At 67.6% G+C, this 24,156-nt stretch carries 26 protein-coding genes and 1 tRNA gene; 18 read left to right on the top strand and 9 right to left on the bottom strand.

Annotated features, from left to right (window positions below; genetic code table 11):
* Positions 1 to 89 precede the first annotated feature (89 nt).
* The 6 genes from AB0P21_RS21470 to AB0P21_RS21495 all read left to right on the top strand — a co-directional run bounded on the left by AB0P21_RS21470 (position 90) and on the right by AB0P21_RS21495 (position 4,857).
* The gene (locus tag AB0P21_RS21470) at positions 90 to 596 is read left to right on the top strand and encodes an ACT domain-containing protein (protein WP_363698883.1); all 507 of its coding nucleotides are present in this window, start codon (positions 90 to 92) and stop codon (positions 594 to 596) included.
* An 8-nt stretch (positions 597 to 604) separates the two neighbouring features.
* Complete coding sequence (locus AB0P21_RS21475; protein WP_363698884.1) at positions 605 to 1,168, top strand: peptide deformylase; 564 nt, start codon at positions 605 to 607, stop codon at positions 1,166 to 1,168.
* Between the two features lie 85 nt (positions 1,169 to 1,253).
* A tRNA-Leu gene (locus AB0P21_RS21480) sits at positions 1,254 to 1,337 on the top strand.
* Between the two features lie 200 nt (positions 1,338 to 1,537).
* The gene (locus tag AB0P21_RS21485; RefSeq protein WP_363698885.1) at positions 1,538 to 1,999 is read left to right on the top strand and encodes a DUF402 domain-containing protein; all 462 of its coding nucleotides are present in this window, start codon (positions 1,538 to 1,540) and stop codon (positions 1,997 to 1,999) included.
* Positions 1,996 to 2,535: a hypothetical protein gene (locus AB0P21_RS21490; protein WP_363698886.1), complete on the top strand. Its 540-nt coding sequence runs from the start codon at positions 1,996 to 1,998 to the stop codon at positions 2,533 to 2,535. Before AB0P21_RS21485 ends, AB0P21_RS21490 begins: the two co-directional genes overlap by 4 nt.
* A 120-nt stretch (positions 2,536 to 2,655) precedes the next feature.
* Entirely contained in the window at positions 2,656 to 4,857 is a 2,202-nt protein-coding gene (locus AB0P21_RS21495; protein WP_363698887.1) for an MMPL family transporter, read from the top strand.
* Positions 4,858 to 4,899: 42 nt separating this feature from the next.
* Here the strand turns inward: AB0P21_RS21495 and AB0P21_RS21500 are convergent, their stop codons facing one another.
* The gene (locus AB0P21_RS21500; RefSeq protein ID WP_363698888.1) at positions 4,900 to 5,463 is read right to left on the bottom strand and encodes a TetR/AcrR family transcriptional regulator; all 564 of its coding nucleotides are present in this window, start codon (positions 5,461 to 5,463) and stop codon (positions 4,900 to 4,902) included.
* A gap of 54 nt (positions 5,464 to 5,517) precedes the next feature.
* Here AB0P21_RS21500 and AB0P21_RS21505 point away from each other — a divergent pair, with 54 nt between their 5' ends.
* Entirely contained in the window at positions 5,518 to 6,489 is a 972-nt protein-coding gene (locus AB0P21_RS21505; protein WP_363698889.1) for an SDR family NAD(P)-dependent oxidoreductase, read from the top strand.
* 25 nt (positions 6,490 to 6,514) lie between these two features.
* Positions 6,515 to 6,817, top strand: coding sequence for a hypothetical protein (locus tag AB0P21_RS21510; RefSeq protein ID WP_363698890.1), 303 nt, complete (start codon positions 6,515 to 6,517; stop codon positions 6,815 to 6,817).
* Positions 6,818 to 6,824: 7 nt separating this feature from the next.
* Here the strand turns inward: AB0P21_RS21510 and AB0P21_RS21515 are convergent, their stop codons facing one another.
* From AB0P21_RS21515 to AB0P21_RS21525, 3 genes are read right to left on the bottom strand one after another with little or no spacing between them, the layout of a single operon-like run.
* The gene (locus AB0P21_RS21515; protein ID WP_363698891.1) at positions 6,825 to 7,268 is read right to left on the bottom strand and encodes a GNAT family N-acetyltransferase; all 444 of its coding nucleotides are present in this window, start codon (positions 7,266 to 7,268) and stop codon (positions 6,825 to 6,827) included.
* A 22-nt stretch (positions 7,269 to 7,290) separates the two neighbouring features.
* A complete protein-coding gene (locus AB0P21_RS21520) occupies positions 7,291 to 7,725 on the bottom strand; it encodes a DUF4440 domain-containing protein (protein WP_363698892.1) in 435 nt (144 codons plus the stop codon).
* 19 nt (positions 7,726 to 7,744) lie between these two features.
* Positions 7,745 to 8,263 carry a DinB family protein gene (locus AB0P21_RS21525; protein ID WP_363698893.1) on the bottom strand — a complete coding sequence of 173 codons (519 nt, stop codon included), beginning with the start codon at positions 8,261 to 8,263 and terminating at the stop codon, positions 7,745 to 7,747.
* A 99-nt stretch (positions 8,264 to 8,362) separates the two neighbouring features.
* Between AB0P21_RS21525 and AB0P21_RS21530 the strand changes: the two genes are divergently transcribed.
* From AB0P21_RS21530 to AB0P21_RS21545, 4 genes are all read left to right on the top strand, one after another.
* Entirely contained in the window at positions 8,363 to 9,109 is a 747-nt protein-coding gene (locus AB0P21_RS21530) for a DUF4118 domain-containing protein (protein WP_363698894.1), read from the top strand.
* A gap of 151 nt (positions 9,110 to 9,260) precedes the next feature.
* Entirely contained in the window at positions 9,261 to 9,854 is a 594-nt protein-coding gene (locus tag AB0P21_RS21535) for a hypothetical protein (protein WP_363698895.1), read from the top strand.
* A 143-nt stretch (positions 9,855 to 9,997) separates the two neighbouring features.
* Positions 9,998 to 10,840, top strand: coding sequence for a Bax inhibitor-1/YccA family protein (locus AB0P21_RS21540; RefSeq protein WP_363698896.1), 843 nt, complete (start codon positions 9,998 to 10,000; stop codon positions 10,838 to 10,840).
* A gap of 112 nt (positions 10,841 to 10,952) precedes the next feature.
* On the top strand, positions 10,953 to 11,390 hold the full coding sequence (locus AB0P21_RS21545; RefSeq protein ID WP_363698897.1) for a VOC family protein: 438 nt from the start codon (positions 10,953 to 10,955) through the stop codon (positions 11,388 to 11,390).
* A 73-nt stretch (positions 11,391 to 11,463) separates the two neighbouring features.
* On the opposite strand, the gene AB0P21_RS21550 is transcribed toward AB0P21_RS21545, so the two are convergent.
* Both AB0P21_RS21550 and AB0P21_RS21555 read right to left on the bottom strand, forming a co-directional pair.
* Positions 11,464 to 11,694, bottom strand: a complete 231-nt coding sequence (locus tag AB0P21_RS21550) for a DUF4287 domain-containing protein (RefSeq protein ID WP_363698898.1) — start codon at positions 11,692 to 11,694, stop codon at positions 11,464 to 11,466.
* A 106-nt stretch (positions 11,695 to 11,800) separates the two neighbouring features.
* A complete protein-coding gene (locus AB0P21_RS21555; protein WP_363698899.1) occupies positions 11,801 to 12,844 on the bottom strand; it encodes an SGNH/GDSL hydrolase family protein in 1,044 nt (347 codons plus the stop codon).
* A 101-nt stretch (positions 12,845 to 12,945) separates the two neighbouring features.
* Between AB0P21_RS21555 and AB0P21_RS21560 the strand changes: the two genes are divergently transcribed.
* Positions 12,946 to 14,340, top strand: a complete 1,395-nt coding sequence (locus tag AB0P21_RS21560) for a cystathionine beta-synthase (protein ID WP_363698900.1) — start codon at positions 12,946 to 12,948, stop codon at positions 14,338 to 14,340.
* Positions 14,341 to 14,838: 498 nt separating this feature from the next.
* On the opposite strand, the gene AB0P21_RS21565 is transcribed toward AB0P21_RS21560, so the two are convergent.
* Positions 14,839 to 16,296 (bottom strand): NAD(P)/FAD-dependent oxidoreductase, encoded by a 1,458-nt coding sequence (locus AB0P21_RS21565; protein WP_363698901.1) that lies wholly within the window; start codon positions 16,294 to 16,296, stop codon positions 14,839 to 14,841.
* A 33-nt stretch (positions 16,297 to 16,329) separates the two neighbouring features.
* A complete protein-coding gene (locus AB0P21_RS21570) occupies positions 16,330 to 17,577 on the bottom strand; it encodes a lactate racemase domain-containing protein (protein WP_363698902.1) in 1,248 nt (415 codons plus the stop codon).
* Positions 17,578 to 17,749: 172 nt separating this feature from the next.
* On the opposite strand from AB0P21_RS21570, the gene AB0P21_RS21575 reads away from it, so the two are divergent.
* From AB0P21_RS21575 to AB0P21_RS21585, 3 genes are all read left to right on the top strand, one after another.
* Complete coding sequence (locus AB0P21_RS21575; RefSeq protein WP_363698903.1) at positions 17,750 to 19,138, top strand: FAD-binding oxidoreductase; 1,389 nt, start codon at positions 17,750 to 17,752, stop codon at positions 19,136 to 19,138.
* 66 nt (positions 19,139 to 19,204) lie between these two features.
* Positions 19,205 to 20,224 carry a LacI family DNA-binding transcriptional regulator gene (locus AB0P21_RS21580; protein ID WP_363698904.1) on the top strand — a complete coding sequence of 340 codons (1,020 nt, stop codon included), beginning with the start codon at positions 19,205 to 19,207 and terminating at the stop codon, positions 20,222 to 20,224.
* Positions 20,225 to 20,312: 88 nt separating this feature from the next.
* A complete protein-coding gene (locus tag AB0P21_RS21585; protein WP_363698905.1) occupies positions 20,313 to 20,960 on the top strand; it encodes a hypothetical protein in 648 nt (215 codons plus the stop codon).
* Here AB0P21_RS21585 and AB0P21_RS21590 read toward each other — a convergent pair.
* The gene (locus AB0P21_RS21590; RefSeq protein WP_363698906.1) at positions 20,953 to 21,705 is read right to left on the bottom strand and encodes a hypothetical protein; all 753 of its coding nucleotides are present in this window, start codon (positions 21,703 to 21,705) and stop codon (positions 20,953 to 20,955) included. The genes AB0P21_RS21585 and AB0P21_RS21590 overlap by 8 nt on opposite strands.
* 55 nt (positions 21,706 to 21,760) lie before the next feature.
* Here AB0P21_RS21590 and AB0P21_RS21595 point away from each other — a divergent pair, with 55 nt between their 5' ends.
* On the top strand, positions 21,761 to 23,272 hold the full coding sequence (locus AB0P21_RS21595; RefSeq protein ID WP_363698907.1) for a phospholipase D-like domain-containing protein: 1,512 nt from the start codon (positions 21,761 to 21,763) through the stop codon (positions 23,270 to 23,272).
* Positions 23,272 to 24,156 carry an aminoglycoside phosphotransferase family protein gene (locus AB0P21_RS21600; RefSeq protein ID WP_363698908.1) on the top strand — a complete coding sequence of 295 codons (885 nt, stop codon included), beginning with the start codon at positions 23,272 to 23,274 and terminating at the stop codon, positions 24,154 to 24,156. Before AB0P21_RS21595 ends, AB0P21_RS21600 begins: the two co-directional genes overlap by 1 nt.

The raw sequence follows: 24,156 nt of genomic DNA on the forward strand, positions 1-24,156 counted from the left end.
CCACTGATCGCGGCCGATGGTGGGTGTTGTGAGCGTCCGGATACCGAAGTCGGATCAGGTCGAGACTTTGGTCCGGGTAGGTTTTCGCCATGAGTCAGCTCGCAGTCACCGTCATCGGCCCGGACCGCCCGGGCATCATCGCCGACGTCACCGAGGCCCTCGCCCAGACCGGCGTCAACCTCGAGGACTCCACGATGACGCTCCTGCGCGGTCATTTCGCGATGATGATCGTCTGCAGTGGTTCTTTCCCCGAGGTCCGCGAGGCGCTGGAACCATTGCGCGGCGAATTGGTCATCACCGTCCGTGAGATGGGCCCCGAACAGGCCCACGCCCCGATCGGCGCGCCCTTCCTGTTGAGCGTCCACGGCGCTGACCGCCCCGGGATCGTGGCCGCGGTCACCCGGATGATCGCCAGCGTCGGCGGCACGATCACCGACCAGACCACCCGCCTGAGCGGCGCCCTGTACGTCCTGACCGCCGAGGTCGAGCTGCCCGCCGGTGCTGAGCTGGGCATGTTGCAGCGTGCCCTCGAGATCACCGCCGAGGAGCTCGGAGTAGGCGTCACGCTGCGCCCGGCCGAGAGCGATGATCTGTGAACTCCCCCGTGACCGCCCATCTGAACCAGACCCTGGCCAGCTGGAGCCCCGCGCAGCTCGGCGTTGCCGGCGACGTGCTGGAGGTCGTCCGCGCGCCGCATCCGGTGCTGGCGACTGAGGGTGCTGTGGTCGACCCGCTTGATCCTGTGATGGTCGCTCTCGCCGCTGACCTCGTCGCGACTATGCGTGTCTCACCCGGCTGCGTCGGGCTCGCTGCGCCTCAGGTGGGGATTGCGGCGCAGATGTTCGCTCTGGACGTCACCGGGCATCCGAAGACTCGCACTTGCCACGGGGTGTTTGTGCTCTGCAACGCGGTGATCGTCGAGTCCTCGCGCCAGGAGAAGGCGCGGGAGGGGTGCATGTCTGTGCCCGACCTGACCGGCGACGTCAAACGAGCCACGCGGCTCACCGTCACCGGCGTACTGCCTGGGACTTCGGAAGAGCTGACGCTTACTACGGATGCCTTCGAGGCCCGAGCTCTTCAGCACGAGATCGACCACTGCTCAGGGGCTTTGTTCTTGGACCGAGTGGCGGGTGCCCATGCGATCTATCCCCGCAAGGTCTATCTGTAGCTAGGACAGGCCGAATCCGCCCTCTCAGGCGCTTACCCTGTGTCCGAGACCAGGATCTACTTGTAAGGTGCTCCTCTGGTCGCAGGCCCGGGTGGCGGAACGGCAGACGCAGCGAGCTTAAACCTCGCAGCCGAAAGGCATACGGGTTCGAATCCCGTCCCGGGCACCAGATGGACCTCGTACCCTGGCTCGATGTTCTTTGCTTCGGGGCGGTCGGTGGTTCGGCGGGATGTTCATCGGAACGGGATGATTGCCGCGGTGGAGAGTGCGCGGGTTGTGCGGGATGACGCGGAGGCGTTGGTCACCTGGATTGCGGCTGGGTCGGACTGCATGTTGCGGGGGACTCGGGACGGGGCGTCGATTCGGAAGATGTCGTTGGTGGAGCGGGATCGGACGCCGTCGATGTTGTGGCCGCGGAGCTGGGAAGGGCGGCATGTGCTGATTCGTACCGCGCCTGGGGCCGATCATTCGGTGTGGTGGTTCTTCGATCTGGAGCTGCGGTTCGAGGGGTGGTACGTGAATCTGGAATCGCCGGTACGTCGTTGGTCGGCGGGGTTCGACGTTCTCGATCATGCGCTGGACATCGTGGTCGAGCCTGATCGGAGTTGGTCCTGGAAGGACGAGGACGAGTTGGCGGAGCGGGTCGGGCATCCGGCGTACTGGACGGCGGGGGAGGCGGATCGGATTCGTGGTGCCGGGGAGCGTGTTATCCGGGACATCGAGGCGGGGCGGTTTCCGTTTGATGGTCGGTTTACGGATTTCCGGCCTGACCCGGGGTGGGCGCCGGCTGAGTTGCCGCCGTACTGGGATGCCGAGGTGGCGTCGTGGTGAGCGAGGATTTCGCGATCTTCTTGAATGGTGGGTTTGGCGCTGGGAAGTCATCCACGCTTGACCATGTGGGGGATCTGCTTGCTGAGGCGGGCAGGCCCTTCAGCTTGATGGACGTCGATTGGTTCCACCGCTCTTGGCCGCCGGCCGATCCGGACAATTCCGTGATCGAGGCGCAGAACATCGCGGCTGTGTGGAAGGGGTATCGGTCCGCAGGGCCGCGTCAGTTGGTCATGTCGGGGGTGATCTCGACCGTCGATGCCCGGGAACGCTACGCGGCGGCGGTCGGGCTTCGGCTTCGCATGGTTCGGCTCACCGCTGATGCGGAGACCATCAGGCGGCGCTTGCGGGGACGCTACAGCGCGAGTCAGGGAGCGGCTCTGGAGTGGCACCTGGAGCGTTGTGACGAGTTGGCGGCTCGTCTCGAGGCGGCGGAGCTGGATGAGCTTGTCGTCGACACCAGCGGGTTGAAGCCGCATGAGGTGGCTGGGCGTGTCCTGCGTCATTTCGGTTTGCCGGCGGGCTCGGCTGCTGGCTGACGGTCGCCGTTCGGGGGGAACTGCAAGGAGAACGTGCGCGCAGCGAGACCTGCAAGGAAGGTGGGGTCCTGCACAGTGGGGTCGGTCATTGTCCGGCGTCAGCCTGTTCGAAGGATTTCTATGGCCACCCTGCTGTATCGGATCGGTCGGGCGGCATTCCTGCGCCGTAAGACATTTATCGCGGGATGGTTGCTCGTCCTGGTGGTGCTCGGCGGTCTGGCGGGGGCGTTCGGGAAGTCTGCGAATGCGCCGTTGACGATTCCTGGGGTGGAGTCGGTGGAGGCGGCCAGTTTGCTGCAGGGGCGGTTCCCGCAGAGCGGTGCCGGCGGGGCCAGTACGCGGATCATTTATGCGGCGTCCAAGGGGGCGAAGGTCACTGATGCTGCCAACAAGGTGGCGATCGAGAAGTCGGTGAAGGCCGCGGGGCAAGCCGGTGGAGTGGTGGGGGTGGCTGATCCGTTCCTGACCAAGTCGGTGTCTGCCGACGGGACCATTGCCTACGCGACTGTTGCCTACAAGGGTGCGGTGACCGAGATCTCCGATGGGGATCGCGAGGAGTTGCTTGCTTCGGGCAAGGTGGCTGAGGCCGCCGGGTTGCAGGTCGAGTTCGGTGGGGATGCGACTGTTGCCGCGTCGGAGTCGTCGGCGACCGAGGCGCTCGGCATCTTGATCGCGCTGATCGTGTTGGCGATCACCTTTGGGTCGTTGCTGGCTGCGGGGTTGCCGTTGCTCACGGCACTCTTCAGTGTCGGGGTCGGCATGGCGGGTGTGCTGACGTTGTCGTCGGTGGTCGAGTTGACCAGTACTGCGCCGATTCTCGGGCTGATGCTGGGGTTGGCCGTCGGGATCGACTATGCGCTGTTCATCAGCGTTCGGCACAAGGAGAATCTCGCGACTGGCCTGGAGCCACGCGAGGCCGCGGCGCGGGCTGTGGCTACTGCTGGAAGTGCGGTTGTTTTTGCCGGTGCCACGGTGATGATCGCCCTGGCAGGGCTCGCGGTCGTTGGGATTCCGTTCCTCACGACCATGGGTTTGGTTGCCGCGGGCATGGTTGCTGTCGCAGTACTGGTGTCGCTGACGCTCGTACCGGCGTTCCTCGGGCTTGCCGGTGCGCGGTTCTCGCGTTGGCCGGTACCCGGGCTGCGGAAGCGTCAGGCGGAGCTCGCGACCAAGACTCCTGCGGGTGCGCGGTGGGCCACGAGGATCACCAAGCATCCGTTGCCCGTACTGCTCATCGCGATCATCGGTACCGGCGTACTCGCAGTGCCGGTGGTTGACCTCGAGCTGGGCCTGCCGAGCGACGAGACCTTGTCGACCGAGACCACTCAGCGTCGTGCGTACGACCTGCTGGCGAAGGGATTCGGCCCGGGGTTCAACGGGCCTCTCACGGTCATCGTGGACGGCGCCAACGCGAAGGCCGGTACGAATCTCCAGCAGACCGCCGACGCGATCGGCAAGAAGATCGCCGCGCTTCCTGACGTCGCGGCGGTGACTCCGGCCGCCGTCAACGAGGCAGGCGATACGGCGATCGTGTCCGCGATTCCGAAGAGCGGTCCGGCCACCACCGAGACCAAGGAGCTGGTCAGCCGGATTCGTGATCTGCGCCCGGCGACCGTCGCCGAGACCGGTGCCACCATCCTGATCACCGGTACTACGGCGATCGGGGTCGACCTGTCGGAGAAGCTCGCCGATGCGCTGCCGATCTTCCTCGTGGTGGTGATCGGGCTCTCGCTGATCCTGCTGACCATCGCGTTCCGGTCGATCCTGGTACCGCTGAAGGCGACCCTCGGATTCCTGCTCAGCCTGGGCGCGACGTTCGGCGCTCTGGTCGCGGTCTTCCAGTGGGGATGGTTCGCAAGCCTGATCGGCCTCGACCAGACCGGGCCGATCATCAGCTTCCTGCCGATTCTGCTGGTCGGGCTGCTGTTCGGTCTGGCGATGGACTACGAGGTGTTCCTGGTCAGCCGGATGCGTGAGGACTTCACGCATGGCGCTGAGCCGACCGAGGCTGTCATCGGTGGATTCCGGCATGGAGCGCGAGTTGTCACTGCCGCGGCGCTCATCATGGCGTCCGTCTTCGCCGGCTTCGTGCTCGGCAACGACCCGACGATCAAGAGCATCGGCTTCGCGCTGGCGTTCGGAGTACTGATTGATGCGTTCGTCATTCGGATGACGGTGGTGCCGGCTGTGATGACGCTGCTCGGTCGGCGGGCTTGGTGGATGCCGCGTTGGCTGGACCGGGTTCTGCCGAAGGTCGATATCGAGGGGGAGAACCTCAAGACTGCCGCAGCCACCGAGCCGGTGCGCGAGCCGGTTGGCTGACCGGCTAGCGGGTCAGCGCAGAGCGGGCCCGTGCAGAGCGGGTCAGAGCAGCAGGAGCTCCACAGCAATCTCCAGGCGCTCCAGGTAGGCGGCCCGGGTGTCCGTTTGGTGTTTGATGCCGATCGAGGTGCTGATCAGCGTCTGGGTGATGCGAGTCGCGGACTCGGGTGGCGAGTCCGCGGCGATCGCGGCCGTGACCAGCTCCTCGAAGCGTCGCGGAGTGGTTTCGACGACAGCCCCGAGCAACGTGGGGTTGTCCTCGATCAGTACTGCGACATCGCGGGTCAGCGGGCCGACGTACCGGCCGGCCCATCGGTCGAAGGCCTCGACGATGCGCCGGGAAAGTGGTCGGCCGGGGGCGGCCAGGATCTGTTCGATCGCCGCGATGTCCTGCTCCAGGGCCTGCGTGACCGCGGCGCGGAAGAGGGATTCCTTGGACGCGAAGAGGAAGTAAAGGCCGGGACGGGAGATGTCGGCGGCTCGCGCGATCTCCTCCATCGAGGTCTTCCGGTAGCCGAAGCGGGCGAACGTGGTCAGCGCTGACTCCAGTACTGCGGCCCGCCGGTCCTGGTCGCCGGTGGTTGCTGAGGTCGGGTCGGCCGTCATGGAGTCAGAGTAGACGAACTAGACAGTTTGTGCCTAACTTGTATAGTCGATTCCATGAGTGGATCCGAGCTGATCACGACTCCTTTCACGGCCGCCAGTACTGCGGACGAGGTGCTCGACGGCGTTGACCTGACCGGCGTCCGGGCGATCGTCACGGGGAGTTCGTCGGGGCTGGGCATCGAGACCGCGCGAGCGCTGACCGCCGCCGGCGCGGAGGTGGCGCTCGCAGTACGGGACCTGGCCGCGGGTCGCGCCGTCGCGGAGACCATCGCGAAATCGACGGGAGCGGTCGCGCCTCGGGTGCTGCAGTTGGATCTCGCCGACCTGGCCAGCGTGCGGCGGTTTGTCGCGTCGTGGGACGAGCCGCTGCAGCTGTTGATCAACAACGCGGGTCTGGTCACCGGCGGGCTGGAGCGTACCGGCGAGGGGTGGGAGTTGCAGTTCGCCACCAACCACCTCGGGCACTTCGCGCTCGCCGAGGGGCTGCATGACGCGTTGGCCCGTGGTGCGTCCGAGCGCGGCGGGGCGCGGATCGTGGCGCTCAGCTCGACGGCGCATATGCGCGCCGGCGTCGACTTCGACGATCTCCAGTTCGAGCGCCGTGACTACGATCCACAGCTCGCCTATGCCCAGTCGAAGACGGCGAACTCGCTGTTCGCGGTCGAGGCCTCGCGGCGCTGGGCGGCCGACGGCATCGTCGCGAACGCGGTCAATCCGGGCGGCGTAGTCACTGGGTTGCAGCGGAACTTCACGCCGTGGCAGCGGGCGTCGCTGGACGCGGCCGAGGCGGCCGGAGCCTTTACCTACAAGACGATCGAGCAAGGCGCGGCGACCACGATCGTCGCCGCTGTCGCGCCGCAGTTCGCGCGGACCGGGGGGCATTATCTCGACGACTGCCGCGAGGCGTACGTCGTACCGAATGATGCTGATCTCGTCCAGCATCCCCATGGGGTGAAGGAGTGGGCACTCGATCCGGCGGCGGCCGAACGCCTCTGGACCGTGTCGGCGGAACTGCTTCACGCCTGAACCGCTGGAGTGCCAAACTGAGGCGGTGGAGGACCAGCAGCCCGAGCCGCCGCCCGCCGCCAATCGGCTTGGCGTCGCGGGGGTTCTGCGTGAGCTGCTCGATCTCAACACGATCTTCGACTCGGACCGGCCGGGACGGCTTCGCTGGTGGTTCGTCCGGATGGTCTTCTTCGGCCTCGGCAGTGGGGCTGGGTGGTTCATCTGGCGGCTCGTCGACGCCGAGTCCGCGAATGACCGTGCGTTGTGGGAGCGACTGGCCACCAATGTGTATTTCTGGGTCGGACTGATCGCCACCGGCATCTATGCGTTGCATGACCGCCGCAAGTGAGGCCTGGCTAGGTGGTGAGGCGCGGGTCGGCGGTGCGGCGCATGAGGCGTGAGTTGCCGACCTGGTCGGTGAAGCCCCAGCGGCGGTAGAACGGGATGAGGTCTGGCTGGCAGACCAGCTCGATGCTCCGTACGCCGGTCAGGCGCGGGTCCTCGACGATGGCGTCCATGAGGGTGGCGCCCAGGCCTTGTGCTCGGAGGTTGTTGTCGACGATTACGTCGAGGACCATCGCGAGGTAGGTGTAGTCGGTGAGGACTCTGGCGAACCCGGCGAGGCGGTTGGTGGGTGTGTGAATGAGGGCGAGGACAAGGTCTGACTCGCGGAGCATCCGGGTTACGTCGTCGGTGGTTCGGTCGGACATCCACCAGGCTGAGGCGAACAGCTCCATCAGGTGCGGAAGGTGGTCGGCCTCGACTGTTTCCTGTACTGCGTACTCCGGGTGCCCTGTCATCACTCCATCGTCGCCGCAATACCTACAGGCGGAGACCTGGTCGGGCGTCGTCCCAGGCTGCGGCGGAGATTCGCCAGCCGTTCGTAGTACGGATGAACTGGATGGTTTTCACCCCGCGCCCGATGAAGGCGACGCCGTTCTGGACGCCTTCCTTGGCGTAGCTACCCCACCAGTGGGCGATGTCTCCGAAGATGTCGATGCGGCCCTCGACCGGCCATTCGCTGAAGCTGACCAGGGTGCCGCCCTCGAGGAGTTCCTGGCGTGGGGCGATGAACTCCTCGACGCTGTAGATGGCGGGCTCCTCGCCGAGGGTGCGGACGATGACGGCTTCGGGGAGGAGGAGCTTCCGCAGTACGTCGAGGCGCTCGGTGGTTCCGTCGCCGGAGGTGAAGGACTCGAAGAACGCCTCCACGATCACCTCGAGCTCGGCGCGGTCGGCGGCGGTCGGGTCGGTCATGGGTCTGATCGTAGATGTATTACTCGCCCGTGGAGCCGTCTGTTGACTCTCGGAGGAGGTCCAGATGGCCGAGGTGGCGGGAGGTTTCCTCGATCAGGTGGGTGAGGGCGTAGCGGAGGTTGAAGGTCATGCCGTCGCCGACGGCCACATCGTCGAGAGAGGAGGCAGCGGCGGTGATCGACCGGGAGCGGGCGCATTCTGCCTGGTAGGCGGCGACCAGCGCGGGCAGCGTGTCGGAGTCGGTGAGCGTGAAGTTGCCGTGGGGGTTGTCGTCGGTCCAAGGCCAGTCGATGTCCTGGCCGGCGAAGTCGATGGCGAACCAGAAGCGTTCGACGCCGGTCAGGTGCTTCACCAGGCCGGCGGGGGTCAGCGCAGAGGCCGGTACTGCGTTGGCGAAAGCCTGGGCAGAGGTCAGGCCGGCCACCTTGTTCACCACGGAGTCGCGGAGGTAGTCGAGCATCCCGGTCAGCGTCTCGCGTTCGCCGGCGGACTCGGGCGGGCGGACTCGGTCGACGGGGTGAACCTGGTCTGATGGCACGGCGACAGGCTAATGGCGGCCGCAGGAAATCGCGGCGAGTTTGTCAGAGTCCGGTGAGAAGCGTTGGAATGTCGGGGCTCGGGGCGTATCAATGGAGAGGTGGAGAGTTACCGGAATCCGGTGCTGACGGCGGCGGTGTTCGCGCCCTTGATCGTTGCGGCGGGGCTGGTGCCGTTCAGGCACAGCTTCGACAATGCCAATGCCGCTCTCTTGCTGGTGCTGGTGATCGTGGCGGTCGCCTCGTTCGGGATCCGGCCTGCGGGGGTGATCGCGGCGGTGTCGAGTGCGGTGTGGTTCGACTTCTTCCTGACCGTGCCGTTCAACCGGTTGACGATCGAGAACCGGGACGACATCGAGGCGACCGTCCTGCTGGTGGTGATCGGGGCCGCGGTCACCGAGATCGCGATCTGGGGCCGGCGGCAACAAGCCCGGGCGAGTCGGCAGGGCGGGTATCTGGCCGGGGTGATGACGACCTCGCAGGCGATCGCCAAGGGCGGGTCATCGGGGGAGGTGATCGACCAGGTGCGGACCGAGCTGACCGCCGTACTGCGGATCGACGGCTGCAGGTTCCTTGCCGGGGGCAAGCGTGAGCATGCGCCGCAGCTGAACGCGGACGGATCGGTGACGCGGCGGGACCGGGTCGTCAAGGTCGAGCGGGACGGGTTGCCGACGGACTCCGAGATCGAGTTGGTGGTCCAGCACGCCGGGGTGGTGCGCGGCCGGTTCCTGCTGACGGCGGCGAGCCGGATCGCGCGGCCTGATCTCGAGCAGCGCCTGGTCGCCGTCGCGCTGGCGGACCAGGTCGGCGCGGCGCTGGCGTCGCAGGAGAGCAGCCCCATGAAGTAACCCTGTGCTGGCCTGCGGGAAGAACTGCATCCTGGGTGGCCACCGGTCCCGGCGTCGTACTTGCCCATACAGGTACGACGCCGTGCCGCGTCCGGCTGCCGGAACCTGCAGTTTCTGGCGCGGCGGCCACGGAGTACGCCATCATGCGCGGATGAGTCAGCAACAGATCGTCGCCAAGGTGGGGGAGCTGGCGGAACGGGTCGGCTATCCGGTCCCGACCGTCAACTGGGTCCCCGCAGTGGCCGGGCAGCACAGCATTCTGTTGCAGGACGACGGCCGGACGCTCGTGGTGCACGATCGCGTCGACGACGAGTACTCCGAGCAGGAGCGGGAGCTGCTGATCGCCCAGGAACTCATCCAGGCGCGACTGGGTGGTCCACGGCAGCGCAGGTGGATCAAAACGGCCGAGTCGGGCGTAGGTGGAGGCGCGGGGGTCGTCGCTGCGCTGCTGATCCGGCAGGAGGTGAGTTCGACCTGGCTGGCGTGCCTGCTGGCACTGGGTTGCGCCTATGTCTTCTGGACGGCCTTCCATGCGGTGCTCGGTGCCACCTGGACACGGTTATTCACCCGCCGAGCCGACCGGGCGTTGGCCGACGTCATCGGCCGGGACCGGGTCGTGGCCTGGCTGCGGGCGATCGCGGACAACCCGTCGAAACCCAGTGCCGTAGTACAGGCCCGATGGATTCTCGACGGTGCACCACCCCGCGCCGCAGAGCGGCTGCGGATGTTTGGGGAGAAACCCTGAAACGGTTGGGTTGTGCAACCTGTTGTCCCGAAGGGATCTCGCTTGGGGAACAGCTGGGTGATCCTCAGGCGTTGTTAAGGGTGGGCCCGTAGTATCACGTTACGACCCACAGCGGGTCGACAGTGGGTCATCAGGAGGATGACATGCAGAGCAGTAACCCGGTCCTGAACCGGTCGAGTGCATTTGCGCCTGGCCAAGGCCAGGCCTATCCCGGGGCCGCTCCGTACGGTCAGCCGGGTCCTTACGGTCAGCCCGGTCAGTACGGCGGGTCCGGTATGCCGCCCCAGGACTACCGCCAGGGAGCGCCCGCCAACAGCCGTCCGATGACGTTGGACGACGTCATCGTCAAGACCAGCATCACGCTGGCTGTCGTGGTCGCCGCCGCGGCTGTCTCGTGGACGATGGTGCCCGAGCGGCTGGTGACGCCGGTGTTCCTGGCCGGTGCGCTGCTGGCGTTCGCGATCGCGATGGTGTTGTCGTTCTCGCGCAAGGTCAACCCGGTACTGGTGATGGTGTACGCCGCGGCCGAGGGTGCGTTCCTCGGGATCGGCAGCAAGTTCATCGCCAACTGGGTCGGTGACCCGGGCATCGTCGTGCAGGCCGTACTGGCCACGATGGTGACCGCCGGCCTGACGCTGGCGACGTACAAGTACTTCAACATCAAGGTCACCCCCCGCTTCACCCGGATCGTCGTGGTCGCGACGATGGGCTTCGCGGGAGTGCTGCTGATCAACTTCGTGCTCAGTCTGTTCGGAATCGGTACCGGGATCTCCGGGATGGGCCCGTTGGGTCTGCTGTTCGCCGTACTCGGCGCCGGCCTCGCGGTCTTCAACCTGATCCTCGACTTCGACATGATCGAGCAGGGCGTCCGTGCGGGAGCTCCGCAGAACGAGGCGTGGCGGGCCGCGTTCGGCCTGACCGTCACCTTGGTCTGGCTGTACTGGAACCTGCTGCGGATCCTCGCGATCCTTCGCGGTGGCGACTGAGCAGAGCAGTTGCCGGCTAGCTGACTAACCGAGGCCCGGTTCCTTCAGGTGGAGGAGCCGGGCCTTTGTCATGCCCGGAAAACTGTCGGCGCCGGCTGCGAGGGTGGACGGCATGACGACACGATGGACGATGACGGTCGACTGCACGGATCCGGCCGTGGTGGCGCGGTTCTGGAGCATCGCGCTGCGGTACGTCGAAGCCGATCCGCCCCGAGGGTGGGACAGTTGGGAGAGCTGGCTGGTGGACCAAGGCGTGCCCGAGGACGAGTGGAACGACGGAGCGAGTCTGTCCGACCCGGACGGCGTGCTGCCGTCGATCTCGTTCCTGAAGGTGCCCGAACCGCGCACGACCAAGAACCGACTGCACCTCGATCTCCAGGTCAGCGGCGGGCGCGACAAGCCTGCGGAGCAACGCGAAACGGCCATCCGGCAAGAGGCGGAACGGCTCATCGAGGCCGGCGCGACCGTGGTCCATGAGGCGACGCAGGACGGCGTACTCGACCACCTGTGGATGGCCGATCCCGAAGGCAACGACTTCTGTGTGGTCTAGCAGAACAGCGAGGACCTGCCCCTCCACCTGAAAGGGCAGGTCCTCGGAAACAAGTCTTCTCCTGTTCGGCTCGTCAGCCCATTCGCCTGTGCGCTTTGACCAGGTCGTATTCGTGCACGATGGCTGTGGCGTGCCCGTGAGCGAGGGCGTACTCGCTGGAAAGCCACCGCACCCTGTCATCGAAGCGCAGGAACGACGGTCCGTCGTTCATCAACCTGAACCACTCGGTCATTTCACGTCCGGTGCACCGGGGCACCTTCTCCACCAGACGCTGGTGCGTCTCCTCGGAGTGGTTCAAGCCCATCTTCGCCTCCCGTTTGATCGGGGTTCTCGCGTAGTCATTCGACTGTGCATCAGGAAAACGTTGCGTGCAAGACCTTCTTCATGAAAGTCATCGCTCAGCGGACGCGCTATTTCCCAACAGGCACAGCGCCCGTGGCATCGGGGCTGCCTTCCTGCACCTGGTCCTCGTCGACGCGCTCCACCTCGACCTCGGGATGCCGGCGGCGATGACGCAGCTGCGCCCAGCGCCCGCGCGGACCACGGTCGTTCCCGGCGACCTTGGCGGCAGCCACCTCGGTACCGGCGGTACGAACCGCTTGTACTGCGGCCTCCGCGATCGGCAGCACGGCCTCGCCGCGGAACGACTCCGGGTGCACGAACGACTCCGGGCCGACTCCGACCGATGCCGCCACCGAAGGCAACAGGGCGGCCGCGGCAGCGGCGTACCCGGTGACCGAGGGGTGGAAGTTGTCCGGGCCCCACATCGACGGGTTGGTGCGGAAGGCCTCGCTGAGCAGTGAGCCCATCGACACCGTGCGGCCACCGGCCTCGACCACGCTGATGGTCTGCGCGGCCGCGAGTCGCTGGCTCCACGACCGGGCCACCTGCCGCAGCGGCGGCATGATCGGCCGGACGACGCCGAGGTCCGGGCAGGTGCCGACGACGACCTCGCAGTTGGCGGCGCGCAACCGACGGACGGCCTGGTCGAGCAGCCGGACCGAGGTCGACGGCGGCACCTGCGCCTTCACGTCGTTGACGCCGATCAGGATGGCCGCCACATGCGGGCCGGCCAGCAGAGCGTTGTCGACCTGGCCGGCCAGGTCGATCGACTTGGCCCCCGTTCGCGACACGTCGATGAGCCGGACCGGACGCTTCGCCAGCTCGGCCAGACCGCAGGCGAGCAGTACGCCGGGGGTCTGGTCGGGCGAGGAGGTGCCGTATCCGGCCGCGCTGGAGTCGCCGATCATCGCGAGCGTGATCGGCCGACCTGGGTACCGGCCGTACAGGCCGTCGCCCTTGGCCGGGTGAGCCTTCATCGGGCCGATCAGGTGCTTGGCGTACCGCGCTTCCGCGGTCAGCACGCCGTACAGCGTCGCACCGATCAGTCCGAGTCCCCCGCCACCGAAGGCTGCGGCCTGGGCCAGTTTCTTGGCGGCCCGGGCTTTTGTCATACGCCCAGGATTACACGCTGTGACGTGGGCGCAAGTGAAAATCCGAATCGACGCGCTGAGTGTGACCGACTGTGCAACCAGTGATGTCGCTGCAGGCCCAGATGTCCCATACAGTGAGATTCGTGCGCTATGTGAACTCACTCCTGGACCTGGTCGGCAACACGCCGCTCGTACGCCTCTCGAAGACCACCGACGGCGCCAAGCCGCTGGTGCTCGCGAAGGTCGAGTACTTCAACCCCGGCGGGTCCGTGAAGGACCGGATCGCCGTCCGGATGATCGAGGCCGCCGAGGCCTCCGGCGAGCTGAAGCCGGGCGGCACGATCGTCGAGCCGACCTCCGGCAACACCGGTGTCGGGCTGGCGATGGTGGCCCAGTCGAAGGGCTACCAGTGCGTCTTCGTCTGCCCGGACAAGGTCAGCGAGGACAAGCGCAACGTGCTCAAGGCGTACGGCGCCGAGGTGGTGGTCTGCCCGACCGCGGTCGCGCCGGAGCACCCGGACTCGTACTACAACGTCTCCGACCGGTTGGTCCGCGAGATCGAGGGCGCCTGGAAGCCCAACCAGTACGCCAACGTGAACAACCCGATCTCGCACTACGAGTCGACCGGCCCCGAGCTGTGGGAGCAGACCGAAGGCAAGATCACCCACTTCGTCGCGGGCGTCGGCACCGGCGGCACGATCAGCGGCACCGGCAAGTACCTCAAGGAGGTCTCCGGCGGCCGGGTGCAGATCATCGGCGCGGACCCGGAGGGTTCGGTGTACTCCGGCGGCAGCGGCCGGCCGTACCTGGTCGAGGGCGTCGGCGAGGACTTCTGGCCGGAGACCTACGACCGCGACATCTGCGACCGGATCATCGAGGTCTCCGACGCCGACTCGTTCGCGGTGACGCGGCGGCTGGCGCGGGAAGAGGCGATGCTGGTCGGCGGGTCCGCCGGGATGGCGGCCGCGGCGGCCATCCGGCTGGCCAAGGAGCTCGACGACCCGGACGCGGTGATCGTCGTCCTGCTGCCGGACGGCGGGCGGGGTTACCTGACCAAGGTGTTCAACGACGAGTGGCTGGCGCAGTACGGGTTCCTGGCGCACGAGCGGCAGGGCGCGACGCTGCGCGAGGTGCTGGCGCGCAAGGACGGCAGCCTGCCCGGGCTGGTGCACACCCACCCGCACGAGACGATCGCCGAGGCGGTCGAGATCCTGCGCGAGTACGGCGTATCGCAGATGCCCGTGGTGCGGGCGGAGCCGCCGGTCATGGCGGCCGAGGTGGCCGGTTCGGTGTCGGAGCGGACCCTGATGGACGCCCTGTACTCCGGCAAGGCGCGGCTCGCCGACATCGTCGAGCTGCACATGGACGAGGCGCTGCCGTCACTGGGCGCGGGCGAGTCGGTCACCAAGGCGGTCGAGCTGCTGGAAGGCCGGGACGCTTTGATGGTGCTGGACGACGGCAAGCCGGTCGGCGTGCTGACCCGGCAGGACCTGCTGGGTCACCTGTCCGTCGGCTAGCGGTCCACCAGGGTGGGGACGATGGCGATCAGGACCGTGAGGAGTACGCCGAACACGATCGCTGCTGACCCGAGAATCTGAAGGATTTCCATACCTCCAGGTTGCTCGTTCGCAGCCTTCGATCCATCGGTCCCAGGACCGGTCCTGCTGTCCGCCCGGGGTAGCAGAACCCCCTGCAGCACTCATACTTTTGTTGCCTGAAGCAATAAGAAGAACGCCGGCGCCGGCTGCCCGTGGGGGACAGCCGGCGTCGGCGTTCTCAGTGCGTGGGGAGTGCGGTCCCAGGTCAGCGGTCGACGACCGTGGGGATGATGGCGATCAGGGCGGTGATCACTACACCGCCGAGGATGACGACTGTGCTGAGGATCTGGAGGAGGTTCATGGGTACAAGAATCCTCCGCGCAGGCTGGGAAAGCGTCGGCCCAAAGACCTGTCTTCTTCTCCACCCATAGTCGTACGCTGACCCTGAGTGACTCCTCCTCAAGTAGTCAGGGTCGGCTAGTGGGTGAGCACGAAGTCGGCCGGGTCGAGGCGGCGGGTGCGGCGCCAGTACGACGTGGTGAAGGCGGGCCAGCTGGTCGAGTTGCGGCCTTGGGCGTCGAGGTACCAGTTGGTGCAGCCGGTCTCCCAGACGGTGTTGCCGAGGTCGTCCTGGGTCTGCCGGACGAACCGCTCCTGGGCGTCCTCGCGGACCTCGATCTCCTTCGCGTCGCGGCGCCGGAGCAGGTCGAGGGCCTGCATCACGTAGCGGACCTGCGACTCGATCATGAACACCATCGACGAGTGCGCGAGCCAGGTGTTCGGGCCGGCCAGCAGGAACAGGTTCGGGAAGCCGGACACGGTGATCCCGAGGTGGGCGCCGATGCCGTTCTGCTTCCAGGCGTCGGCCAGGTCGACGCCGTCGCGGCCGAGGATGCCCATCCGGGTCAGGTTGGCGAACACCTCGAAGCCGGTGCCGAGCACGATCGTGTCGCACTCCCGCTCGACCCCGTCGGCGGCGACCACGCCGGTCGGTGTGACCCGGGTGATCCCGCTGGTGATCACGTCGACATTGTCGCGGGTCAGCGCCGGGTAGTACTCGTTCGAAAGGAGGACCCGCTTGCAGCCGATCTGGTAGTCCGGCGTCAGCTTGGCACGTAGTACCGGGTCGGTGATCTGCTTGTGGAGATGGCGTTTGGCCTGGAGCTCGAGCCCCTTCATCAGCTTCGGGTTGCCGGCGAAACCGAGGCCGCGTCCCTCCAGCCCCCAGTAGATGACGTCGCGGATCGCCCGCTGCCCGGCCGGGAAGCGGGCGTGCAGAGCGCGTTCGGCCCGGCCGATCGCGCGATCCGGCTTCGGCGTGACCCACGGCGCGGTCCGCTGGTAGAGGTCCAGGTGCGCGGCCTGTTCGGCCACCGGTGGCACGAACTGGATCGCCGAGGCGCCCGTCCCGACGACGGCCACCCGGCGCCCGGTCAGGTCGTGCTCGTGATCCCACTCGGCCGAGTGGAAGACCTTGCCGGTGAAGGAATCGAGGCCGGGCAGGTCGGGGAAGTTGGGCTTGTACAGACCGCCGACGCCGGTCACCAGTGCCTGGGTGCGCAGCGTCTCGGTGCCGTTGACCGTGACCGTCCAGTGCCCGCTCGCTTCGTCGTACGCCGCTTCGGTGACGTCGGCGCCGTACCGGATCTTGTCCGCGATCCCGTACTTCGCGGCGCAGTGCTCGAGATAGCCGAGGATCTCGTCCCAGGGCGCGAACATCCGGGTCCAGTGCGGGTTCTGCTCGAACGAGAACGAGTACAGGTACGACGGGACGTCGCACGCGCAGCCGGGATAGGTGTTGTCCCGCCAGGTACCGCCGAGCCGGTCGGCCTGCTCCAGGATGACGAAGTTCTCGCAGCCGGCCTGGCGGAGTTTGATCCCCATGCAGATCCCCGCGAACCCCGACCCGACGACAGCGACCTCGACCGTTTCCATAGCAGAGGAGGTTACCGACCAGTTCGGTCGCTGTCAGTCCCTGCGCAGCCGATGCAGGATCTCGCCGGCATTGGGCAGCACCAAGGTCTCCGGATCCTCCTCGTACTGCGTGAGGTCGAACCCCGCCGGATCCAGATAGCCCAGGTTCGCGCCCCGGACGATCTCCTCCGGGATGCCCGTCGCCAGCGTGACGTCGACCCGGCAGCGCTCGCCCTCGACCGGGTCCCAGGTGCCGGCGCCGCGGAGGTGGGTCGAGTGAGCCAGCACGCCCCAGTGCATCGACCGGAACTGCTCCCACTGGCCGAGGAAGTAGTCGCGGCAGTGGTACCCGATCTGCTCGATCTCCGGATGCATCGCGGCGATCTGGGTGATGTGCGGCGCGTAGATGATCACCTCGCCGCCGTCGGCCACGATCGGCTCGACCTTGTAGAAGCCCTTGGCCGCGGTCCAGATGTCCTGGTAGCGAGATGGCATCAGCGAGACGACCCGGCGTACCGGGCGGTCGAGGTAGCGGACGTGGGTCTCGGCGGAGACTGCCGCGGCTGCCTGCCAGGACGATTGGGTGTCGCCGAAAGCCACGGCGTGCAAGGCGTTCGTGCCTGACTGGGCGACGACGCTGAGGGCGAGCTTCTCGGCCGGGATGAGGGCGGCGGCTTCGTTGATGAGCGCGCGGACGGGCGTGATGCCCGGTGTGCCGATGATGCCGGCACTCGTGATCAGGGCGCCGAGCCAGTGCGAGAGGTCGATGACTTCCTGGCCGGCCACGCCCGGGAAGAAGTACTTGTTGCCGCCCGAGAAGCCGACCACTTCGTGCGGGAAGACCGGGCCGACGACGAGAGCGACGTCGTGCTCGACGACCGCGCGGTTGAGGCGGATCGGGACGGCCTCGTGCAGCAGGCCGTTGGAGATCTCGCCGACCCGGTCGGCGCTGATGGTGCCGAGATCGGCGAAGGTCTCCTCCTTCCACCACTCGTGGTTGAGCACGTCGTACTCGCCGCCGAGGTGGGTGGCCAGCTCGGCGGCCGACATCTCGGCATGGGTGCCGAGGGCAACGAGTACGGTGAGCCGGGAGACCTTGCCGGTCAGCGCGCCGTGCACCGCGCGCAGCAGCAGCGGCAGCGGGCAGCTGCGAGTGGCGTCCGGGACGATCACACAGACGCTGCGGCCGTCGAGGTTCGCGCCGGCAAGCTGCTGGTGGATGAAGGCGATGACTTCCTCGTCGGCCAGGACCTGCCCGGCCCCGCCCAGGACGGCGGCACTCTGCGCATCGGTGACGGTCATACCCGAAGCCTAATGGTAAGCGGTTGCCGAGGCTGCCTGGTCCGGTTCGTGGTCTCCAACGGTAGTTGCCCAGGGACCCTTGGTAGGGAGGGGTTTCGAGGCGTTGACCGGGCTGGTGGGCTGAAGCAGCATCAGGCGTGTTGCTGGGGAGTGGCGATTCGAGGGGGAGTCGATGTCTCACACGAGTGAGCGGCCGCCGGGGGCGCATCGGGGCCGGCCGGACGGGTTCGGTGGCGTGGTGCTGCGGCCGGGCGATCCGTCGTACGACGAGGCGCGGTCGGTCTTCAACGCGATGATCGACAAGCGGCCGCGGCTGATCGCGCAGTGCGAGTCGGCGGCCGATGTCGCCGCCGCGGTCCGGTACGGCGTCCAGGAAGGGCTGGAGATCGCGGTCCGCAGCGGCGGGCACGGGGTGGCCGGCTCGGGGGTGAGCGAGGGCGGCATCGTCATCGACCTGCGCAAGATGAGGTCGGTGCAGATCGATCCGGACGCCAGGCTCGCGCGAGTTGCCGGCGGCGCCGTCTGGGCCGACCTTGATGGAGCCTGTCAGCAGTACTGGATGGCAACGACCGGCGGCCGGGTCTCGACCACCGGAGTCGCGGGCCTGACGCTCGGCGGCGGATCCGGCTGGCTGGAACGCAAGTTCGGCCTGGCCTGCGACAGCTTGGTGTCGGTCGAGTTGATCACCGCCGACGGGCAACTGGTGATCGCCGACGAGACCAGGAACAGGGAGCTGTTCTGGGCGCTGCACGGCGGTGGCGGCAACTTCGGGGTGGCGACGTCGCTGACGTTCAAGCTGCGGCCGCTCACCTCGATGACGGTGATCAAGCTGCTCTGGCCGGCCGATGCCGGCCCGGATGTCATCCGCCGCTACCGGGACCTGATCGAGGCGGGTGCGCCGGAGGAGTTGGGTGGCGGCGTGGCCTTCATGACCGGTTCACCCGGCGAGCCGGTGCCGCTGCATCTGCAAGGGGAGCGGGTGATCGGTGCGTCCGCGCTGTATGCGGGGACCGAGCAGGAGGCGCGGGCGGCGTTCGCCCCGATGTTCGAGCTCGGACCGGAGGGCGTGCAGGTCAGCGAGGCGCCGTACGCCGCGATCCAGTCGTCGGTGGACGATCCGCCGGGGTTCCGCAACTACTGGTCGGCCGAGCATCTCAACGAGCTGCCGGACGAGGCGATCAAGGCGTTCTGCGGCCGCGCGGCCGAGATGCCGCATCCGTCGCCGTCGCAGCAGGTGCTGATGCCGTGGGGTGGCGCGGTGGCCCGCAACGCCGGCAAATGGCCGTTGCCGCACCGTACCGCGGCGTGGGTGGCGCACCCGTTCGGGATGTGGGCCGACGAGGGCGACGATCACCGCGGGATCGAGTGGGCCCGCGGTGTGTGCGCGGATCTGAAGCCCTGGTCGACCGGTGCGATCTACCTGAACTTCATCGGCGACGAAGGAGCTGACCGGGTGGTGGCCGGCTTCGGCAAGGAGAACTACGACCGGCTTGCCCGGGTCAAGGCCGAGATCGACCCGGGCAACGTGTTCCGGCTGAATCAGAACATCCGGCCCGCCTAGCCGGTCCTGGCGATCGCGCCGGAACACCGGCGGGTACGGCGCCTGCGGATTAGCTAGGGTGAGCAGATGGCAAGAGCGCCCCGGCAGGCCGATATCGCCGCAGCTGCGGGGGTTTCGCAGACGACGGTTTCGCTGGTCCTGTCGGGCAATACCGAGGGTCTGCGGCTGGCCGATTCGACCCGGCAACGGGTGTTGCAGGCGGCCGAGCAGCTCGGCTATGTGCCGGACCCGGTCGCGACCCGGCTCGCGCAGGCGCGCAACCACATGATCGGGGTCTACGCGTTCGCAGCGGCGTTCCCGACCGCCGTGGACGGGTTCTACTACCCGATCCTGGCGGGGATCGAGGAGGAGGCGGCCGCGCTCGGGCAGGACCTGATCCTGTTCACCGGCACCGGCGGACTGGATGCGCGGGCGGACGACAAGACCGCGATCCGGCGGACCAGGATCGCCGACGGTTGCCTGTTCTTCGGCCGGCACGTGCCGGAGGAGCCGATCGACTGGCTGCTCGGCGGCGGCTTCCCGCTCGTGTACGTCGGCCGGCGCGACGAGCTGGACGGCCGGATCCCCTTCGTCGGCGTGGACTACGTCGCCGCCTCGGCCGCGATCGTCGAGCGGCTGGTGGCGGCGGGGCACCGCGAGATCCGCTACCTGCGCTCCACGGACGACGCGTTGTCGTCCTCCGATCGCGAGCAGGGTGTGCTCGACGCACTGGGAGCGGCCGGTCTGGCGGCCGGAGACTTCGTAGTACGAGCTGTTGACGCCGAGGTCGACGGGTTGGTCGAGCGTTGGCGCGGCGAGGGTGTGACGGCCATCGTCGTGGAGGAGACCGACACCGGCTCGCTCAGCGCCGCGCTGCTGGCCGCGGTGAAGAACATCCGGGTGCCGGAGGAGCTGTCGATCGCCGTACTCGGGCAGCCGAAGGATCACCCGGAGGTCAGCGGCTTCGAGGTACCGCGCCGCGAGCTCGGCCGGCATGCGGTCCGGCTGCTCGTCCAGCAGATCACCTCCTCGGGGGCTGCGGAGCAACTCCTCCTCGATTGCGTCCCTGTCCCCGGATCCACCATCGGCCCAGTGGTCACGGAGTGATTACTTCGGCTGCGGGGCACCAACCAACCGCAGCCCGGCGGGGTCTCACCGGTCGTTGAAAGCGTTGAGAACAATCGGTGGGGGAGAAATGAACAAGCTGGGTAAGGGCCGCAAGATCGCGGTGGCGGGGATGCTGGCACTCGGGCTGGGTGGCGTTGCTCTTGGCAACGTTCCGGCCGCGAACGCGGGGGTCGGGCTGGCGCCGGCGACGCACATGATCAAGGTCAGCGAGGTCAAGCAGGCGGACCCGAAGGTGCCGTGGTCGGTGCAGATCAACTCGGGTCAGCTGCAGCCCACGTACTGCGGGGTGGGGTCGACCGAGGGCAAGGGTGTCACGAAGCGGTTCGCTCGCGCGTACACCGACGACATGGCCAGCTACGGCCGGCAGCACGTGACGGAGTACGCGACCGTCGCCGCGGCCAACGCGGCGCACACCACGATCGTCCGGACCATCCTGAGCTGCACGGCGAGCAAGCCGGCGCCGACGCACGCTCGCAAGATCACCGAGAACCGCGTGGTCAAGGGTGCGGCCGGGGCCACTCGGGTGATCCGCTGGTACGACTACCCGAAGCCGAACGACCCGGGCAGCGAGGCAGGCGGCTTCCCGTACGCGGTCACGGTCAAGGGCAAGGTCGTCTCGGTGCTGGCCTTCAGCGGCTACGGCCCGGGAATGGCGGCGCCGAACTTCGACAAGCTGGCCCGCACGGCAGCCACGAAGCTGCCGAAGATCAACTGATCAGCTGCGCCGACCTGGTCCGGCGGGACCACTGGAGTCCCGCTAGGACCAGGTAGGCGACTGCGCCGACGGGAGCGATCCAGAGTTGGTAGAAGGGGAACTGGCCGGCTGCGACGGTCAGGACGAAGATGACGGTGAAGGTGCCGAGGCCGATGACCGTGCCACGGCGGCGGGAATCGCGAACTGTGCTTGGTAGGGGACCTTGCTCGCGATCGATCGCCGCCGCGACGGCTGACAGCGCGATCGCGGTGGTGACGGCCATCACCAGCGCCCCGGGTGGGCCGGCCAGGACGGCGGCGAGGACGTTGGCGCCGGAGTACACGGCGAGGATGAGCAGGGTGAGTCCGCCGCCTATGCCCAGGTGGCGGAGTTGCCGTGAGCGGAGATCGACCGCTTCGGCCGATCGGAGGAGGCCGGGGGGACCGGTCAGGCGGCGTACGACGTAGTACAGGCCGATCAGGGTCAGGGCGACGGTCAGCGCGCAGATGATGGTCAGCACAATCGACCGGGTCGTCGAGATGAACTGGTGGGTCTCGCCGGTGCGGTAGACACAGGCGGCCCGGGGCGGCAACCAGTGCTCGGCGACCCGTGCCAGATCCGCGTCCACCAGCGGGAACGCCTCGAGGCAGTCGCGATCCGGGTCGTACCAGCTCGGCATCGAGGCGGACACCGCCAGACTCCAGCCCAGCATCGTCAACAGCCCGACCGTGAGCACCCAGCCCGCTCGTCGCCTCACCAGCTCCACGCGTTCCACCCTCTCATCCGGTGGGATCGGGCCGGTTGGGTACATGCTGGTTCTGATGAGCGACTGGTTCCTGACCTCGGCGGAGCGCGGCAACCCGGCGACCGACCTCGACCGTGCGTGGTCGAGCGGCAACGCGGTGCGGATGCTCGTGCACGGAGCCGTCTACTTCCAGCGCCTGTACGACGAACTGTGCGCGCTCACGCCCGGCGATCGGGTCTACTTCACCGACTGGCGTGGCGATGCCGACGAGCGGCTGTTCGAGAACGGGCCGTCGATCGGCGAGGTGCTCTGCGACCTGGCCCGCAACGGCGTCGAGGTCCGCGGACTGCTCTGGCGATCGCACTCGGATCACGTGCAGTTCAACGCCCAGCAGAACCAGCGGCTCGGGACCGAGCTCAACGAGGCCGGCGGCGAGGTGCTGCTCGACCAGCGGGTCCGGCGGCTGGCGTCGCATCACCAGAAGCTGTTCGTGATCCGGCATCGGGACGACCCGGCCAAGGACGTCGCGTACGTGGGTGGGATCGACCTGAGTCACCAGCGCCGCGACGACGCCGAGCATCTGGGCGACCCGCAGCAGGCGCCGATGGATCCGCGGTACGGCGACCGCACGCCGTGGCACGACGCGATGCTGGAGCTGCGCGGGCCGGTGGTCGCGGATGTGCTGCACACCTTCGTCGAGCGCTGGGACGATCCGCATCCGCTGGACCGGCGTACGCCGTACCGGATGATGGTGCAGCGGAAGGCCGACATGCCTCGGCATCCGTCCGACCTGCCGGAGGATTTCCCGGATCCGCCAGAGGCGGGGCGGCACGCAGTACAGGTGTTGCGGACGTTCGGGCACAAGCATCCGCCGTTCCGGTTCGCGCCGAAGGGCGAGTACAGCGTGGCGCGGGGGTATCGGAAGGCGTTCGAGCGGGCGCAGCGGTTGATCTATGTCGAGGACCAGTACTTGTGGTCGGGAGTGGTTGCCGAGGGCCTCTGTCAGGCGTTGGAGCGGGCGCCGGAACTGCGGGTGATCGCGGTGGTGCCGCGGTATCCGGATGCCGATGGAAGGTTCAGCGGTCCGCCGGCGCGGTACGGGCAGCTGCAGGCGTTGGAGATGCTGCGATCTGTGGCGCCCGAGCGGGTTGGTGTCTACAACTTGGAGAATGCGGCGGGGACACCGATCTATGTGCACGCGAAGGTGTGCGTGGTGGACGACGAGTGGTTCACGTGTGGTTCGGACAATTTCAATCGGCGGTCCTGGACCAACGACAGTGAGTTGACCTGTGCGGTGGTCGGGGACGGGCTGGCGCGGTCGGTGCGGGCCGAACTGTGGTCGGAGCACCTGGGTGGCGAGCCGAAGCTCGATCCGGTGGAGGGCTTCGAGCAGTGGAAGGCGACTGCGGAGGCGCTGGACTCGTGGCATGCAGGTGGCGAGGTCGGGCCGCGGCCGGCTGGGCAGATCCGGCGGCATGATCCGGTGCCGGTGGGGCGGTTGGCTCGGCTGTGGGCGCGGCCTGTTTACGACCACATTTACGATCCCGATGGCCGACCGTGGCGGATGCGCAGGGAGAACTCTTTCTGATGGGCAAGATGCATGCGGACGAGGCTTTGATCGACGACGAGCTCGTACTGCGGTTGGTGGCGGAGCAGTTTCCGCAGTGGGCCGGGCTGGCGGTCGAGGAGATTCCGTCCAGCGGGACGGTGAATGCGATGTATCGGCTGGGGGCGTCGTTGACCGTGCGGTTGCCGCGGATCGCGGGCGGGGTGGCGGATATCGAGAAGGAGTTCGCGTGGTTACCGCGGCTGGCGCCGTTGCTGCCGGTGCGGATTCCTTCGCCGGTGGGGCTCGGTCAGCCGGGGGAGGGGTATCCGTGGGCGTGGTCGGTGCAGGAGTGGATCGAGGGGTCGATCGCGGTCGCTGGGTCGGTGCGGGAGCCGGTTGGGCTGGCTGAGGATCTCGCTGGGTTTGTGCGGGCTGTGCGGGCCATTGGGTTGCCGGGTGCGCCGACGGCGTACCGGGGTGGGGCTTTGGGGTCGCAGGATGCGGAGACGCGGGCGGCGCTTGGGTTGTTGGAAGGTGCTATCGACACTGGGGCGGCTTTGGCTGCTTGGGAGTCCGCCTTGGGCGCTGAGGCTGGTGTGCCGGTTTGGGTGCATGGAGATTTGATGCCTTCCAACCTGTTGCTTGATGGGGGTCGGTTGGCGGCGGTGATCGACTTCGCGACTGCTGGGGTGGGGGATCCTGCCTGCGATCTCATCCCGGCCTGGAACTTGCTGCCTGCCGAGGCGCGTTCGGTCTTCCGCGCTGCGCTCGAGGTCGATGACGACGCCTGGAATCGCGGTCGTGGGCGGGCGCTCTCGATGGCGCTCATCCAGCTTCCGTACTACCGCGACACCAATCCGGGGATCGCGGCCAATGCGCAGTACGTCATCGATGAGGTGCTCGCGGACTTCCGCGCTGCCTGA

This window comes from Kribbella sp. NPDC056861 (assembly GCF_040687575.1).
Lineage (GTDB): Bacteria > Actinomycetota > Actinomycetes > Propionibacteriales > Kribbellaceae > Kribbella.

What these genes read in the sequence shown, in the direction of transcription:
- AB0P21_RS21470 (WP_363698883.1), top strand. Translation starts at nt 90, where the DNA reads ATGAGTCAGCTCGCAGTCACCGTCATCGGCCCGGACCGCCCGGGCATC.
- AB0P21_RS21485 (WP_363698885.1), top strand. Translation starts at nt 1,538, where the DNA reads ATGTCGTTGGTGGAGCGGGATCGGACGCCGTCGATGTTGTGGCCGCGG.
- AB0P21_RS21495 (WP_363698887.1), top strand. Translation starts at nt 2,656, where the DNA reads ATGGCCACCCTGCTGTATCGGATCGGTCGGGCGGCATTCCTGCGCCGT.
- AB0P21_RS21500 (WP_363698888.1), bottom strand. Translation starts at nt 5,463, where the DNA reads ATGACGGCCGACCCGACCTCAGCAACCACCGGCGACCAGGACCGGCGG.
- AB0P21_RS21505 (WP_363698889.1), top strand. Translation starts at nt 5,518, where the DNA reads ATGAGTGGATCCGAGCTGATCACGACTCCTTTCACGGCCGCCAGTACT.
- AB0P21_RS21515 (WP_363698891.1), bottom strand. Translation starts at nt 7,268, where the DNA reads ATGACAGGGCACCCGGAGTACGCAGTACAGGAAACAGTCGAGGCCGAC.
- AB0P21_RS21520 (WP_363698892.1), bottom strand. Translation starts at nt 7,725, where the DNA reads ATGACCGACCCGACCGCCGCCGACCGCGCCGAGCTCGAGGTGATCGTG.
- AB0P21_RS21535 (WP_363698895.1), top strand. Translation starts at nt 9,261, where the DNA reads ATGAGTCAGCAACAGATCGTCGCCAAGGTGGGGGAGCTGGCGGAACGG.
- AB0P21_RS21540 (WP_363698896.1), top strand. Translation starts at nt 9,998, where the DNA reads ATGCAGAGCAGTAACCCGGTCCTGAACCGGTCGAGTGCATTTGCGCCT.
- AB0P21_RS21545 (WP_363698897.1), top strand. Translation starts at nt 10,953, where the DNA reads ATGACGACACGATGGACGATGACGGTCGACTGCACGGATCCGGCCGTG.
- AB0P21_RS21550 (WP_363698898.1), bottom strand. Translation starts at nt 11,694, where the DNA reads ATGGGCTTGAACCACTCCGAGGAGACGCACCAGCGTCTGGTGGAGAAG.
- AB0P21_RS21555 (WP_363698899.1), bottom strand. Translation starts at nt 12,844, where the DNA reads ATGACAAAAGCCCGGGCCGCCAAGAAACTGGCCCAGGCCGCAGCCTTC.
- AB0P21_RS21560 (WP_363698900.1), top strand. Translation starts at nt 12,946, where the DNA reads ATGTCCCATACAGTGAGATTCGTGCGCTATGTGAACTCACTCCTGGAC.
- AB0P21_RS21565 (WP_363698901.1), bottom strand. Translation starts at nt 16,296, where the DNA reads ATGGAAACGGTCGAGGTCGCTGTCGTCGGGTCGGGGTTCGCGGGGATC.
- AB0P21_RS21570 (WP_363698902.1), bottom strand. Translation starts at nt 17,577, where the DNA reads ATGACCGTCACCGATGCGCAGAGTGCCGCCGTCCTGGGCGGGGCCGGG.
- AB0P21_RS21575 (WP_363698903.1), top strand. Translation starts at nt 17,750, where the DNA reads ATGTCTCACACGAGTGAGCGGCCGCCGGGGGCGCATCGGGGCCGGCCG.
- AB0P21_RS21580 (WP_363698904.1), top strand. Translation starts at nt 19,205, where the DNA reads ATGGCAAGAGCGCCCCGGCAGGCCGATATCGCCGCAGCTGCGGGGGTT.
- AB0P21_RS21585 (WP_363698905.1), top strand. Translation starts at nt 20,313, where the DNA reads ATGAACAAGCTGGGTAAGGGCCGCAAGATCGCGGTGGCGGGGATGCTG.
- AB0P21_RS21595 (WP_363698907.1), top strand. Translation starts at nt 21,761, where the DNA reads ATGAGCGACTGGTTCCTGACCTCGGCGGAGCGCGGCAACCCGGCGACC.
- AB0P21_RS21600 (WP_363698908.1), top strand. Translation starts at nt 23,272, where the DNA reads ATGGGCAAGATGCATGCGGACGAGGCTTTGATCGACGACGAGCTCGTA.